Origin of the sequence: Pseudoalteromonas sp. A22, from assembly GCF_018141345.1 — a bacterium.
Taxonomy (GTDB): domain Bacteria; phylum Pseudomonadota; class Gammaproteobacteria; order Enterobacterales; family Alteromonadaceae; genus Pseudoalteromonas; species Pseudoalteromonas maricaloris.
This window is the reverse complement of record NZ_CP047238.1, coordinates 3,994,094-4,008,170: the sequence shown is the minus strand read 5'-3', so window position 1 is coordinate 4,008,170 and position 14,077 is coordinate 3,994,094. Positions and strand designations below refer to the sequence as shown.

The window sequence follows — 14,077 nt, the reverse complement described above, 5'->3', positions numbered from 1 at the left end:
GTAAGATGCAAAAGCGATTGTTTTTTGGTATTGGCATGGATGACGACGTTCGAGCGCATATCGGTCAGTGGCTGGTGGATAGCGTGAGTGCCAGTAAAGCCAATACACAACCAAGTAATTGGCATCTTACACTGGCGTTTCTTGCTATGGTAGAAGAGTCACAAGTAGCCGAGCTTTGTGATTTTGCTAGTAGTTTATCGGTGCCTAAATTTACACTCACCTTTGGTGACTATGGCTACTGGCAGCACAATGGCATTTTTTACTTAAAGCCCGAACAAAAACCACAAGCTTTGCTTGATTTAGCCAATCCACTGCGTGCTTTTGGGGAAAAATGCGACCTCTATCACAACCCGCATCCGTTCTCACCACATATCACGCTAGTTAGAAATTGTAAGCCAGAGCCGAGTGTTACGAAGCCCATTACGCCTTTCTCACTCACGGTAAAGAAATTTCATCTATATCACTCTCACCGCAATGAGCGTGGCTTGATCTACGACCCTATCGAGTCCTTTTTTCTGAGCTGAACTTTAGGACAGCCAGCGCTTTAGCTTTTTAACCAAAGTTTCGAACCAAGTCAGTTGATAGCGTTTGTATTTCTCGCACTTGAGGAATAGCTTTTTGGTGGCTTCGTTTCGTGCTGGGCTAATATGTAAGCGGCTACACTCTTTACTTGCGCTGTGCCAATCTTGTGCGCTGACGGCTTTAATCAAATTAGGAAAAGCCAAAAATAACTTACTGGTACCAAGGTTGTAAGCCATATCCAACAGCGCAATCTTAGCGGGCGTCGGTAATAGCTGATAAGGAATGCTGCCAGTTTCTTGCTTGGCAAGAAAATGAATGAGGTACTGTTCAAATTCTTTGATTTGCTCTATGAGACATTTTTTAGACGCTTTTGGTGGCAAGGTAAGCTCGGTATATTGTGCATACCAAGAAGCCTTGTAGCCGCTGGGTTTGCCCTTAATATTACGGTATTCATCGCGCTTTTGTTGCAAGGTGGCAGACCGTTTAGAGCGCCTATCCCGCATTGGTAACTGGCAAAATTGCTCAACACTTTGCATATGAAAACCAACACCAATCGTCGGATTGGCATTCACATCTAGGTACAAATGCAGTACCTCGCCCTCAAATTGCAATAGATGCTGTATTACTCGTTGGTAGAATTTATCTGCGTCGTTGAACAACTAGGTACCTCAGTGATCACTGCTTTTTCGTTCGTGGTATAGCACTGTTTTAGTATAGAACAGTAGCAGGCCTCTGCCTTAAAAACCGATTTATGGGCGTCGATTTTATCCCATAATCCACGATTAAAATTGCTTTTTGGCATGGTAAAAATGTTGAAAGTGTCGCCATCTGCCAGCAAAATCTTTTGTGGTGCACTGGAAACATACCAGCCAAACTTTTTTAGATAATTGATATTCGATTCTTCATTTTGAGCATCACTAAGCGCTGCTTGATAGGCGTTAAGGTTGCAACATGCATCCATAAGTTCGGTAACATCAAAATACGCTTCGCCATCCAATTCATACTTGATGTAATGAATGATTGCAGGGCCGGTCCCCGAATTGCGAATATCGACTCTAATCGTTGCTTGAGTCGACTCTAAATCAAAGTTGCTATAGCTGAATTGTAGCCATGGCCAAGTTTCAGTTTTTAGCTGCTTTTCGGCTGCGGAAACTTGCTCTTGAGCAGCCTTGGCTTGCAGGTAAGTGGCGTAAAACGATGCCGCTGAAATAAACATCGCACATAGGGCTAAAATGGTGTTCATTTTAGAGCGAGAGAGTTTAAAGGAGCCCCTTGAGTGTCTTGAGTTGTGTGGCTGTAGCCGAGCAGACTTTGCTGCCTGCGTTTCGGCTACATTTTCAGAGGGTAAGTTATTATTGTTATGTTCTGACATATTTATCCAACTGACACTACGCCCTAAGGCGACAGAAATACGAGTAATGTATCGCCAATTTTCAGTCTATCTGTCGATAGCTGGTTCCATTGCTTTAGCTTAGCGACACTGACATTAAATTGCTTAGCTATGCGCCATAAACTATCGCCGTGTTTTATCTTATAGTCCAGTTGTTTGTCAGCCAAGATGGGCAAAATTAGCTTTTTTCCTGCACGAATTCGGTCACTCTTTAGTTGATTAAAGGCTTTTAACTCGGCGACGGTTAGTGAATAGCGTTTTGCAATGGTGCTGAGAGAGTCTCCACGTCGGATAGTATAATGTTGCCATGTATCCGCGGGCATTTTTGGTAAGTGTGTGAGCATGGTTTGCCACTCTGACACGCGCGCTGTAGGGATGACAATATGCTCAGGGCCGCTGAGTAATGCAGGAAAACGTGCATAGCCTGGATTTAATACCTCGACTTCTTTCCAGCCTTTGAGATCAGATAAAATGGCTTGTTGTTCGAGTTTAATAACGCTGATCAGCGAGCGATTAGGGAGCTTAGGAAACTTCATCAAGTCATGCTTTAGCAGCTGGGATGCCGCAAGTAGCTTTGGTACGTAGTGGCTGGTTTGACGTGGTAGCTTCAAATGGAAAAAGTCAGTTGGTTTACCTGCTTTTTTATTACGTTCAATGGCCGCAAGTACTCTACCCTCACCTGTGTTATAGGCGGCAATGGCATGATACCAATCACCATCAAAACGTTTGTGGAGGTATTGCAAAAAGTCCAATGCGACGCGGGTCGAGTCTACGATATCTTGGCGGCCGTCGTACCAAGCGTTGATCTTGGCACCATAATGTTTTGCAATCAGCGGTGTGAGTTGCCACAAACCCGACGCATGCTTGTGAGAATAGGCTTGGGTATTAAAGTCACTTTCAATTAGCGGCATCAATGCCAGTTCTATTGGCATATCGCGCTTTTCGACTTCTTCTACTAAGTAATAAAGCAGCGGCGCTGCCCGTTCACTGATGGTCTCCATATAATTGGGATGCTTGAGGTACCAATCAATCCGTTGTGTTACACGCTTATCGTTGGAATCGGCAAAGCTGAGCTGATCTTTAATACGTAGCCATAAATCATCTGTTGCGAGTGGGTCGTATGGCGTTTTAACCGCCGTTGTAGCTTCGTCTTTGACTTTATTTTTCGGTGTGTTTACACCAGCTTGTACGGCGTTATTTGGCGTTGGTTCATCCTGTTGAGGTTGCTGTATTTGGCTACAGCCATTTAGCAGCAGGATTGCTGCAAGTAATGGAGTGATGAGGTTTTTCATAGAGCCTTTTTTATTATCCTTTTATTATGCAGTCCAATGAGGCATCTGAACTGCATAAGATTGTATATAAATTCGGTGCAAATGCAAAAATAGGCACCTTACCTGTTGCGGCTGTGTAGTGTAGGGTGATGAAATGGATACAAAATGAACTTTAGCGTTACAGCATTTAGCATTGATTAATGGGATTAACGCAATAACACTCGGTTACTTGGTAATTGCGTATTGCTCACTTACTCAAGACGTAGTTGGTGCTTAAATTGTGTTTTATAGGTTCGCGAGAGTGTTAATACTTTCCCACTTTGCAATGCGATTTCACTGTCACCACTGGCGAGCGGTGTAATACTCACCACTTTAGACACATTAATAGCAAAAGAGCGATGAATACGCACGAAGCCAACGGGGTCTAAGCGCTGACATAACGTAGCAAGCGTTGAACGTAGCGGATAAATGCGGCCATTTACGTGTAGATTGACGTAATTTCCAGACGACTGTAACCACTCAACCTCTTCAACTTTAACGATAAATTCTTTACCAAGCTTACGTACCAATAAGTGATGAATAGGTTTGTGGAGTGTTTCATCTTCATCGCTTTCTTGTTTTATCGGAGATGCTTCACCAAGCATATGGGAGACACTAAATTGATAAGCTTTTATGAGTGCAATAAAGAACACTAAGCTCCATGCATCTTTTTGATATTCATAGATAAATTCAAACCAAGAAAGGTGAAAGTTGTAATCTAGTTGCAAACTAAAATAAATCGTTTCACGTAATAACACCATGATGCCAACATGGCCAAAACAAAATAACAGTGAGGCAATAAAAAAGCTAAAAGCGACGTTAAAAGGTTTATGCCACTGCCAAGGAAATGCGTTTAAATACCAAGATATGGTAGGAATTAAGGCTAAGCTGGCAGCTGCACTGGTATATTCCCACACGAAAGGCTCCCACAGCGCAAAATCGAGCTGCGCATCTCGGTTGGCATCCATGATCAGAGTAATGGCATTCAAGGTGTTGTTAATCGTCAGAAAGAGGGCGAGTAATGCCATTGCCATCGAAGGGTGGTATTGCTGAATAAAGGTACGTGAAAACATCATGGTTTGAGTTTTTCTTTTACTCTAGCAACTGGATGCAAAGCGGTCACTTATTTTATCCCTCTATTCCACGGTTTATCCCTAGCTATTGTTATTTAAGCAAATTTCGTTTGGTTGTACGCTGTATTGGCGCACTGTAGGGGTAAGTTTATTTTCAAAAAGAAATCCCATGGATCATTTAAATCGGCGAGTAGAGCTAGACTGGCTGCGTGTTATTGCATTTACGATACTCATCTTTTATCACACCGCCATGTTATATGTACCTAACTGGGGTTTTCACTACAAAAGTGCTTATACTTCGGTTTGGCTAGAATATCTGATGTTACTGATCTCACCATGGCGCATGTTGCTTATCTGGTTTATCTCGGGAGTTGCGCTTAGATATATTTTTGATAAACAAGGTGCATGCACAGCCATGCTCTTTCGCACTCCTTTGCTGTTGCTCCCGCTATTATTTGGCATATGGCTTGTTGTGCCCGTACAACTGTACGCAGAAATGCAGCAGAATGCTGGATTAACGCTTGGGTTTGTTGATTTTTACAAACAGTTTATTGATTTTAACAGCCCTTTATTCAGTCAGTATCAAAGCGGTATTTGGCCCCATGTTGACGTCAATCACTTGTGGTATTTGCGAGAATTATGGCGTTTTACTTTGCTCCTTGCTGTGTTGCATATCGTCTTTAATTCTAAGCTTCAAGTAATACTCCGGCATTTTATCACTTTGCGCTGGTCAACTTATCTACTAAGCGTGCTGGCTTTTGCAAGCTTACTTTGGGCTCAGCTAGCATTGGACGGCGATAGCAAAAGAGAATTTCAGGGGTTTGTTTTTCTGCTCGCAGGTTATCTGCTTGCTAAGCATAATCGGTTTTGGGCTTGGCATACTCGACAAGGTAAAGTGCTGCTGTGGGTTTGTGCAGTCAATGCTTTGATTATTTTGCTTTTATATCATTTTTACTGGTTGCAGCAAGATACGCGCACAACCTTCATTACTTTGGGTGGGAGTCTTGTGTTGGTGTTGCAGCGCGTGTGTGCGGTGTTGTTGATATTGGCATTAGCAGCGCGTTATCTTAACCGTCCTCATCCGCTGCTTACGAGGCTCAATAAAGTGGTGTTTCCCATCTATCTCTGGCATCAAAGCGTGATTATTGCCTTGGCGCTTTGGCTGAGTCGTTATCAACTCGGTGGTGTGCTTGAGAGCTTGTTGGTGATCACAGGAACACTGCTATTTTCTAGATTGTTGTTTTGGCTGGTGCCAAAGCTGGGTTCTCTTGGGTTGGTGGTGGGGTATCGCGCAGCCTTGCTGACAAACAATAAAATGCTTTGGGGGGTGGGGTGTTTGTTATTGTTGCCGCTGATCCTCCGGATTATTTAACCAGAGTACTGCACCATTGTGCAATAAATGCTCTACTCTTATTGCTAGGGTCAGTATGCCTCCGATGGAGGATACTTCACGGATAGCATCGCCACGGGCAAGGTGGTGAGCGAAAATAAGAAGAGGGAATCAAGCAAATGAAACCAATTTCTTCACCTCTGGCGGCAATTCAGCCGCATTACGATGTACTTGTTATTGGTAGTGGTTATGGCGGTTCTATCGCTGCGTCACGCATGGCGAGAGCCGGAAAATCAGTCTGCCTACTTGAGCGAGGGCGCGAGTTTTTAACGGGAGAATTTCCGGATACCGAATTGGAGGCCGCTGGCGAGTTGCAGTTTAATAGCCAAACAGGACACAAGGGCTCTCATTTGGGATTATTTGATATTCATATGCACCGTGAACAGAATGTCGTCGTCGGTTGTGGTTTAGGCGGCACCTCTCTTATCAATGCCAATGTTGCTTTGCCCCCAGTAGATGCAGTACTGAAAGACCCAGTATGGCCACACGCGATTAGAGATGATGAGGATGGTTTGTTGGAAGAGGGATTCACGCGGGCTCGAGAGATGCTGAAACCTGCCTTATACCCTGAATATTACCCAACTTTGAATAAACTGAAGGCTCATCAGCAGTCGGCAAATGCATTAGAAGCTCCCTTTAATAAAGTGCCAATCAATGTATGTTTTGCGACGCCTGAAGGTGGCATTAACCATGTGGGTGTTGAGCAGCAAGCATGCAACAACTGCGGAGACTGTGTGTCTGGCTGTAATTTTAATGCCAAAAACACCACTCGAATGAATTACTTACCGGATTCTTGGAATCATGGCGCAGAAATTTATTGCCAGGCCAGTGTACGCTACCTTGAGAAAACCGACTCTGGTTGGCGGGTGTTTTACCAAGATATGGGAACCGGCGCAGAGTGCTTTTCTGCAGCTCCGTTATTTGTTGAGGCGGATATTGTGATTTTGGCTGCAGGCACGCTGGGCAGTAATGAAATTTTATTGCGTAGCCAAAGTCGCGGTTTGGCTATCTCTTCGCAACTTGGTCAGCATTTTACTGGTAATGGCGATATGTTGGGTTTTGGCTATAACTGCGACAGCGAAATCGATGGCGTTGGGGTTGGTAATCTAGAGCCTGAAGACAAAGCGCCTACAGGACCTTGTATCACTAGTGCAATCGATCTTCGTGAAGCGAGCGAACGCGCGCAACAAATGATTATTGAAGAGGGAAGTTTACCCGGCGCAATGGCGGGAGTGTTGCCAACTGCGCTTGCAAGTGCAGCGGGTGTAGTTGGGCTCGACACGGATCATGGTTTTTATGACGCTTTGGAGGAGCAAGCGAGAGTATGGCAAAGCCAATGGCGAGGCGCTTATCATGGTGCGGTAAAACATACTCAGACCTACTTAGTAATGAGCCATGACGATAGCCAAGGTGTCATAACTTTAGAGCAAGACAAGTTGAATATCCGTTGGCCTGAGTTAGGAGCTCAGCCTAATTTTCATCATGCGAGTGAAAAGCTGCTTCAAGCGACAGCGGCGCTCGGTGGCACCTATGTTAAAAACCCAATTTGGTCACCGTGGTTGAATAATCGCTTGGTTACAGTTCATCCTTTAGGTGGCTGTCGGCTTGCTGAGACGGGTTCCGAAGGGGTGGTGAATCATAAAGGGCAAGTGTTTACGGGAGAGAGTGATGCCTGCTACGACTCGCTCTATGTGTCAGATGGTGCCATCATTCCAACATCGCTTGCGGTCAATCCGCTGCTTACGATAAGTGCATTGACGGAGCGCTGTTGTGCACTTATCGCCAAGGACCGTGATTGGCAAATTGACTATCAATTGCCATCAAGCCGCTCCCGTAGCGCTGAGCCGACTACAACAGGGTTGGCGTTTACAGAGCGCATGCAGGGCTATTTTAGCCGCGTGGTAGAGCCAAGCACTACCTCTTTACAAACCTACTTGGCTGCTTATCAGCAGGGTCAAGAAACAAACCAAACGCTATCGTTTGTATTGACGGTTACCTCGACGGATCTAGAGGTGATGTTGACCGACCCACAACATAAAGCGCATATTTCGGGTCGCGTTGAGTGTAATCTGCTTTCTGATAAACCACTGACCGTTCGCAATGGTGAGTTTCGTTTGTTTGAGCGTCAGGCCTTTCCTCCAAATACTCGGAAGATGATCTATAAAATGAATTTAATGGCGGAGGATGGCAAGCAGTACTTCTTTAATGCCTTTAAGTTAATCAAAGACGACCCTCACTCTCTCGATCTTTGGGATGATACTACAACCTTATTTGTTGATATTCATGAGGGAGAAGATACTCAAGGGGCCGTATGTGGTCACGGTATTATGAAAATAGCGCCGATTGATTTTGTGACGCAGCTTGCCACTATTCGTGTAAGTCATGCCGAGAGTAAAGTGGCTCGCTTAAAAGCCATCGCGCGCTTTGGGCAATTTTTTGCGGGCACACTATATCAAAGTTACGGCAGTATTTTTTACCAAGAAAAAACGCACAGTGGTGAATTGGTGCGCAAAAAGCGGCCGCTAAGGGCTCCAACACCTGAAGTATACTTGTTTGATACAGCTGATCATGTGCAGCTATCGCTGACTCGTTATCGTGGCGGTGACAAGGGCCCAGTTATGTTAGTGCATGGTCTGGGAGTTGCTTCGAGTATCTTTTCCACCGACATGATTGATACCAACTTAGTCGAGTACCTAGTCGCTAACCAATATGACGTGTGGCTATTGGATTATCGAGTCAGTATTTTGTTGCCTGCTGCCGCAAAGCAATCAAATGGCGATCAGGTAGCGAAATACGATTACCCAGCCGCGGTGAACAAGATCCGAACCATCACGGGAGCAGATAGTATTCAGGCGGTGGTGCATTGTTATGGTGCTACGACCTTCTTTATGTCTATGCTTCGCGGCCTTTCAGGGGTTCGCAGTGTTGTTGCATCACAAATTGCGGCGGACGTCGTGGTACCGATGGCAACAAAAATGAAAACAGGCTTACACCTCCCCTCATTTTTAGAAAGGCTGGGCGTAGACTCGCTAACGGCGCGAGTACCACAGCAGAGCAATGGGCTTGCCTCTTTGTATGATAAGGCGTTAGGCTTGTACGCGCTCGCTGAAGCACAGGGGCGATGCAACAATGACAGCTGCCATCGCGTGACTTTTATGTACGCCTCCTTATACCGTCATGATCAGTTAACCGATTTGCTGCATGAGCATATTGATGAACTATTTGCCGAAGCCAATATTCAAACCCTTGAGCACCTTGCTGCAATTTGTCGCGCAGGAAAACTGGTTGATGCAGATGGCAAAGACGTTTACATGCCACACATCAACCGATTAAACGTGCCGACGCTATTTATTAGCGGGGCAGATAACGAATGCTATTTACCTGAGAGCACGAAAAAAACCTATGAACGTCTTTGTCATGCCTTTGGTGATGCTCAGTTTACGCGTAAGGTGATCCCCAATTACGCGCACATAGATTGTATCTTTGGGCGTCAGGCTGATGTAGATGTTTTTCCACATATTCTCAATCATTTAGAGCGATATTAGGGCCTGTTGACCTTTGCTGTTTGACTTTTGTTCTCCTGAGTGTGTTTTAGTCGCGACGCTCGACTTGCCGCCTAGTAATCTAGGCAAAAGTTGATCAACAATGAACAAAGCGCACTCAGGTGAACCCAAAGGGCAGCGCTTGATTGGCATTTCTACTGTGTTATCGCCTGACTCACATAGAATAACTATGCTACGCCGGCTCTGCCTTGTATAAATAACCTGAGCTGCGGATAATTAATGCCTTTCTAGCAGCCAGTTTTAGCGCTAACTGCGTTGAATTCACTTCCAATAGCCAGCTATTGGTGCGTAAATTCGCCTTGTTTTCCCTAAAACTCTCTGGCTAGACAAGGAGAAAACTAAGTTGTGCTTTAGCAACAATGAGTTGGAACATTCCTTATCCAAACCTCAGGTTAAATACCAATCAAACTGCTGCAAAAACAAACTTGAAGGATAAACAGGCCCTAGTCAGGACACTAAAGTCGGTAGGCACGATTAGTATCGGCCTACCAACTACCACTGAGCGTGAACGCAAACTCAGGTGGTACACGTTCACGAATCGTTTCCACGGCGCTTACGCTATCTGCCCGTGAGGTGTTGTAGTACAAGCGTCGATATTCGTATCTAGACGTGAGTGGCGAAGCTTCTAGATTGAGCTTAACTTGCTGGCTTACTTGAAGCTGCGCTTGTAAAGTTAATTGCAATGAGCCTGATTCAATAAACTGCTCATCGGGGTAATATTCGCGATAACTATCCCCGCTGGAAATCTCTGCGCTCCAAGAAAAGCGATTAAAGCTTTGTCGAAATTGCACGCTAGCCCAATGTGGAACAGTCCCGTTAATCGTACGTTTTCCTGTGAGCGCGTCACGGTATGATGCGTCTCGATAACTATAATCAAGATTGAGCTGACTGTTGTTGATCCAGCTTGATAAGTCTAGATTAACAGCACCATCTAGCCCCCAAAGTGCGGCATCCCCGGCATTTGCAACTATGCTTTCACCTCGATTATCTTGCTGATATTCATGCACATCTTTTTGCCACTGATAAAAAGGTTTAACGTTAAAACGCCATCTTTCACCTTCTTCAATATCAATTTGCAGCGCAAGTTCAGTGTACTGCATTGGCTTTATTTCCAGGTTGCCAAACTGTAAGCGACCAAATCCTGCGTTGAGCTCTGGTAAAAAAAGTGAAAAATCGAGCTGTTCCACTTCATGTTTTAAGGTGGTCGTAAGCTGAATGTGTTTTGTTGCGTCATAATTTAATCGCACCAACGGCTTGACGATGAAATGTTGAATATCTTCACTTTTACTACTGTTGGTCGAAAGCGTAGCCTGCTCGGCTGCCAGTTTGCTGTATAACTGCCATTTTGGTGAAAGCGACCAAGTAAAAGCAGTAAAGGGCTCAATACTTAGCTCTTTTATCGTGCTGTGTAACTGCTCCTCTGGCAATATTGTGTTGGCATTCACGCGATTGATACTGGCCTCAAGACCGAACTCCGAGACAGCGTCGTTTACCATCAGGCGAATTACTCGCTCGTCAGCACGCTTATACTGTGTGAAGTTCGGTGTTGAAAGTTGCGCAGAGAGACCATCAAACATGTGCAACTCATTCTTTTGTTTTGAGTAGTAGCCTGTAAGCTGTGTGCTCCAGCGCTGACCTTGCCACTGCCTATCGATAGACATTTCGCTAGTGTCTGTTTTATCGCGCTCTTGCGAAAACGCAGATTCAACATCGCTGGATGAAGTTTGTGTGCGGTACAGCCATTCGTATTGCGACTGCAAGTTGTCTTTTACAGCCTGAACATTGAGCGTTAGGGCACCATCCTGAATGGTTTTGTGGCTGGTAAGTGAGAGCGTTATTCGCTCACTTTGCTCTTTAAATGTTTCTTCGCTCTTTTCCTCGGGTGTGTTATCAGACGCGAACAGCTGACCTTGGCTGGTGCTTTTAAACGGCTCGTCTTGAACTTGAATATGACCGCTGTGTGTCCATTGCCCTTTAGGTAATACAAATCCCGCCATTGCTGTTATGCCTGTGGAGGCACTGGCATTTATTGCACTACCTAGTTGCCAATTATAGGCATTGGTTTTTTCATTACGAATGATGTTAACAACTTGATTATATTGCTTAAGTGAAGGAAATGGGTGGTGACTTAGGTACACTTCTAGCGCAACGATTTGGTCAACGGGAAGTTGTTTTAAATACTCCGAGACCGATCCAGACTTTACGCGGATCTCCATGCCATTTAATAAAATATTGGCAGAACTGCCTCCGAGGCCGCGCTCACCACTTTGTTCAATGAGTGTGAATGATGGTAAGCGCTCGATGGCTGCAAGTGCATCTTGTGCTGCAAACTGTTGCAGTGAACTTCCAGCATAGACACTCGGTTTAGCGTTATCCATATTGGCGTAAACGCTGCTACTTATGACGCTCATTAAAGCGTAATAGGCCGCCGTGGAGGGATGAAATCGTGTCATTGTTCCTCTTTGAATAAAAAGCTCTCCATTGCGCTATTAAAAATAAAAAAGCAAATAAAACAAATTATTAGGTACGTAAGGTGGTTCTATGGGACGGATCGACGGGAAACCGTAAGCGGGTTCACGTCGCTCGCTGGTGTTATGCGGCCTGAGAAAGTGTATCGAAGCGTGACTTTAGCGCTTTCTTGTAACCTTTACTCAAGCTAATTTGCGCGCCCGTTGATAACTTGATGATGGCATTGCCAGATGCTTTGGTGATGATACGTTCAACATAGGCCAGGTTAACCAAATAAGAGCGGTGGGTGCGCACAAACATATCGGTTGGCAGCATGGCTTCAAACTGAGATAAGGTTGCTCGCTTGAGGTATTGGTGTGACTCGGTGTGAATTTCAACATAGTTTTTAGCAGCCACTATGTGCACTATATCTTTGATCTGTACAAATGACTTATCGCTGCCTAAATCCACAAGCAAACGTTGATTTATCGCGGTGCTATTGTTTTCTTCGTTGCTTTCAATACGGATAAACTTGTGCCAAATCATAAAGCAGACGTAGATCACCAGCGGGTGTAATGGCGCAAAATAATACAAGGTATAGGGAATATCATCGCGATAAACGAGATAGTCGAATCCGGCTTGTATAGACATGCTCATCACGAATAAAACCGAGCAGCAAACAAGGTAATCGCGCCAACATATCTTATTCTGTTGGCTGAGTTTATTTAGCCATAAGAAGAGTATTGGCGTGTAAATATACCAAAGCCCCCACTCCTGCAAAGCCCACCAGATAGGGTTATTCAGCCGCTCACTTTCTATCTCAACCCAATCGTGCAGCAAGTCGATTGCGGTTAAAAATATGATGACGGCAGTCCAGCCAACTCCAGTAATAGTAAGAATGGGTTTGTATACGGTGTGCACGAACTTTTCCCTAAATTAGATACTTCTAGTTTACCGACTTTTTATAAGTTCACAAATCCTTAAGGCTAGACCTAGCCTGTAGTCTTATTTGCCTTGAACTAAAGATAAGCCCTTATGCAAAGCTCAAGTGAGTTAACCAAATACGCATCTGAAGCATGCGCCTTGCTCGCGCTTAAGATAAATTAAGTCGCCGCCATGATTAATCATAATTTGTCTCGAGAGGCTTAAGCCGATCCCCGAGCCTTGTTGTTTAGTGGTAAAAAACGGCACGAAAATCATGTCGACTACATGTTCGGCAATGCCGGGGCCGTTGTCGCTTATTTCTATATAGTGCTGGCCTACGTTATTGGCTCCGGTCTTTAACACCACTTGGCGGGTGTCTCGCTGGTCTTCGTCATTGCGCTGCTGCACCGCTTCAATGGCATTTTTGGTTAAGTTAATAAGCACTTGCTCAATCTGAGCCGTGTCTAACATCACCAGTTGGGAGTGGCTAATATCAAGCTGTAAGTCTATGTTCGCTTGATGACAGCTTTGTTGATGTAACTGATAAATCCCTTCTACAATCGACGCAAGCTGGGCAGGTTGCAGCGCTGGGCTGGGTAAATTACTCACCGTTCTAAAGCGGGCGATAAAAGCGCCCAGATACTCAGTGCGTTTAGCCAGTGTTTGCAGTGCTAAGGCGAGGTCTTGTTTATCTTCTTCATCGTCAAAACTTAATGTGTCGGGCAAGAGTCCTTCACAGGTTTGTGCAATGGATGACAGAGGTGTAATAGAGTTAGCCACCTCATGCGTAAGCACTTTGGTGAGGCGCTTATAGGCTTGCTGCTCTTTGTTTTGTAAAGCATCACGAATGGATTGTAAGGTGACAATTTTACGAATTTGCCCTTGGATCTGCGCTGACGTTATTTGTATAGACAAGTTATCTTGTTGCTCGCCATATTGCCAATTTGCTATCGTTTTCAAGCTGTTATGGCATTCATTAACCAGTGGTGCGATATCTTCTAAATCTTCGCTGTGATTAATGGGTTTACCGAGTAGCCGGGTTACCGCTGGGTTTGATTCAATCACCTTCCCCTCGCTGTCGAACACCAAAACCGCTAAGTCGATATGCACTAGCAAGGTTTGTAAAAAGTGAGCTTGCTGCTCGGCGCTCAACCGCGCGCTTTGGATCCGCGTTTTGATCTCTTCTAAGTGTTGCCGCATGGGGTGATGTTGGCTTAATCCCAAGGAGCTATCGCCATTGGCTAAAGACTTAAGTACAAAGCCCATGTGCTTGTTTTGCTTGTTAAATTGAAAGTATAAGGCCGAGATAAACGCGATGGTAATAAGGGTGATCAACAGCCAAGTTGCCGAAAAGCCACCTTGTATATACAAATATAGCGAGAGCCCACTGGAAATTATTAGGCCTATGATAGTAAAGAAAAAAACAAGGGTGGGGTGGTGAGCAAGGCGGGTCATTT

General features: G+C 44.9%; 10 protein-coding genes. 3 read left to right on the top strand and 7 right to left on the bottom strand.

All coding sequences use genetic code 11. The features are described 5' to 3' along the window. The first annotated feature begins 5 nt into the window (after positions 1–5). Entirely contained in the window at positions 6–524 is a 519-nt protein-coding gene (gene thpR / locus GSF04_RS22900) for an RNA 2',3'-cyclic phosphodiesterase (protein ID WP_211858900.1), read from the top strand. A 3-nt stretch (positions 525–527) separates the two neighbouring features. Here the strand turns inward: thpR and GSF04_RS22895 are convergent, their stop codons facing one another. From GSF04_RS22895 to GSF04_RS22880, 4 genes are all read right to left on the bottom strand, one after another. Next, complete coding sequence (locus GSF04_RS22895; RefSeq protein WP_211858899.1) at positions 528–1,181, bottom strand: hypothetical protein; 654 nt, start codon at positions 1,179–1,181, stop codon at positions 528–530. Beyond that, complete coding sequence (locus GSF04_RS22890) at positions 1,145–1,894, bottom strand: hypothetical protein (protein WP_211858898.1); 750 nt, start codon at positions 1,892–1,894, stop codon at positions 1,145–1,147. Before GSF04_RS22890 ends, GSF04_RS22895 begins: the two co-directional genes overlap by 37 nt. Before the next feature lie 23 nt (positions 1,895–1,917). Further along, positions 1,918–3,204, bottom strand: coding sequence for a LysM peptidoglycan-binding domain-containing protein (locus tag GSF04_RS22885; RefSeq protein WP_211858897.1), 1,287 nt, complete (start codon positions 3,202–3,204; stop codon positions 1,918–1,920). Between the two features lie 230 nt (positions 3,205–3,434). After that, positions 3,435–4,298, bottom strand: a complete 864-nt coding sequence (locus GSF04_RS22880) for a LytTR family DNA-binding domain-containing protein (RefSeq protein WP_211858896.1) — start codon at positions 4,296–4,298, stop codon at positions 3,435–3,437. A 166-nt stretch (positions 4,299–4,464) separates the two neighbouring features. Here GSF04_RS22880 and GSF04_RS22875 point away from each other — a divergent pair, with 166 nt between their 5' ends. Both GSF04_RS22875 and GSF04_RS22870 read left to right on the top strand, forming a co-directional pair. After that, on the top strand, positions 4,465–5,667 hold the full coding sequence (locus GSF04_RS22875) for an acyltransferase (RefSeq protein WP_211858895.1): 1,203 nt from the start codon (positions 4,465–4,467) through the stop codon (positions 5,665–5,667). Positions 5,668–5,804: 137 nt separating this feature from the next. Then, on the top strand, positions 5,805–9,230 hold the full coding sequence (locus GSF04_RS22870; RefSeq protein WP_211858894.1) for a GMC oxidoreductase: 3,426 nt from the start codon (positions 5,805–5,807) through the stop codon (positions 9,228–9,230). Positions 9,231–9,733: 503 nt separating this feature from the next. On the opposite strand, the gene GSF04_RS22865 is transcribed toward GSF04_RS22870, so the two are convergent. From GSF04_RS22865 to GSF04_RS22855, 3 genes are all read right to left on the bottom strand, one after another. After that, complete coding sequence (locus GSF04_RS22865; protein WP_211858893.1) at positions 9,734–11,701, bottom strand: TonB-dependent receptor; 1,968 nt, start codon at positions 11,699–11,701, stop codon at positions 9,734–9,736. A 139-nt stretch (positions 11,702–11,840) separates the two neighbouring features. After that, on the bottom strand, positions 11,841–12,617 hold the full coding sequence (locus GSF04_RS22860; protein WP_211858892.1) for a LytTR family DNA-binding domain-containing protein: 777 nt from the start codon (positions 12,615–12,617) through the stop codon (positions 11,841–11,843). Between the two features lie 132 nt (positions 12,618–12,749). After that, positions 12,750–14,075 carry an ATP-binding protein gene (locus GSF04_RS22855; RefSeq protein ID WP_211858891.1) on the bottom strand — a complete coding sequence of 442 codons (1,326 nt, stop codon included), beginning with the start codon at positions 14,073–14,075 and terminating at the stop codon, positions 12,750–12,752. Positions 14,076–14,077: the final 2 nt, after the last annotated feature.

Excerpts from the sequence above, each read along its gene's own strand:
- thpR (WP_211858900.1), top strand. The coding sequence starts at position 6 with ATGCAAAAGCGATTGTTTTTTGGTATTGGCATGGATGACGACGTTCGA.
- GSF04_RS22890 (WP_211858898.1), bottom strand. The coding sequence starts at position 1,894 with ATGTCAGAACATAACAATAATAACTTACCCTCTGAAAATGTAGCCGAA.
- GSF04_RS22885 (WP_211858897.1), bottom strand. The coding sequence starts at position 3,204 with ATGAAAAACCTCATCACTCCATTACTTGCAGCAATCCTGCTGCTAAAT.
- GSF04_RS22880 (WP_211858896.1), bottom strand. The coding sequence starts at position 4,298 with ATGATGTTTTCACGTACCTTTATTCAGCAATACCACCCTTCGATGGCA.
- GSF04_RS22875 (WP_211858895.1), top strand. The coding sequence starts at position 4,465 with ATGGATCATTTAAATCGGCGAGTAGAGCTAGACTGGCTGCGTGTTATT.
- GSF04_RS22870 (WP_211858894.1), top strand. The coding sequence starts at position 5,805 with ATGAAACCAATTTCTTCACCTCTGGCGGCAATTCAGCCGCATTACGAT.
- GSF04_RS22865 (WP_211858893.1), bottom strand. The coding sequence starts at position 11,701 with ATGACACGATTTCATCCCTCCACGGCGGCCTATTACGCTTTAATGAGC.
- GSF04_RS22855 (WP_211858891.1), bottom strand. The coding sequence starts at position 14,075 with ATGACCCGCCTTGCTCACCACCCCACCCTTGTTTTTTTCTTTACTATC.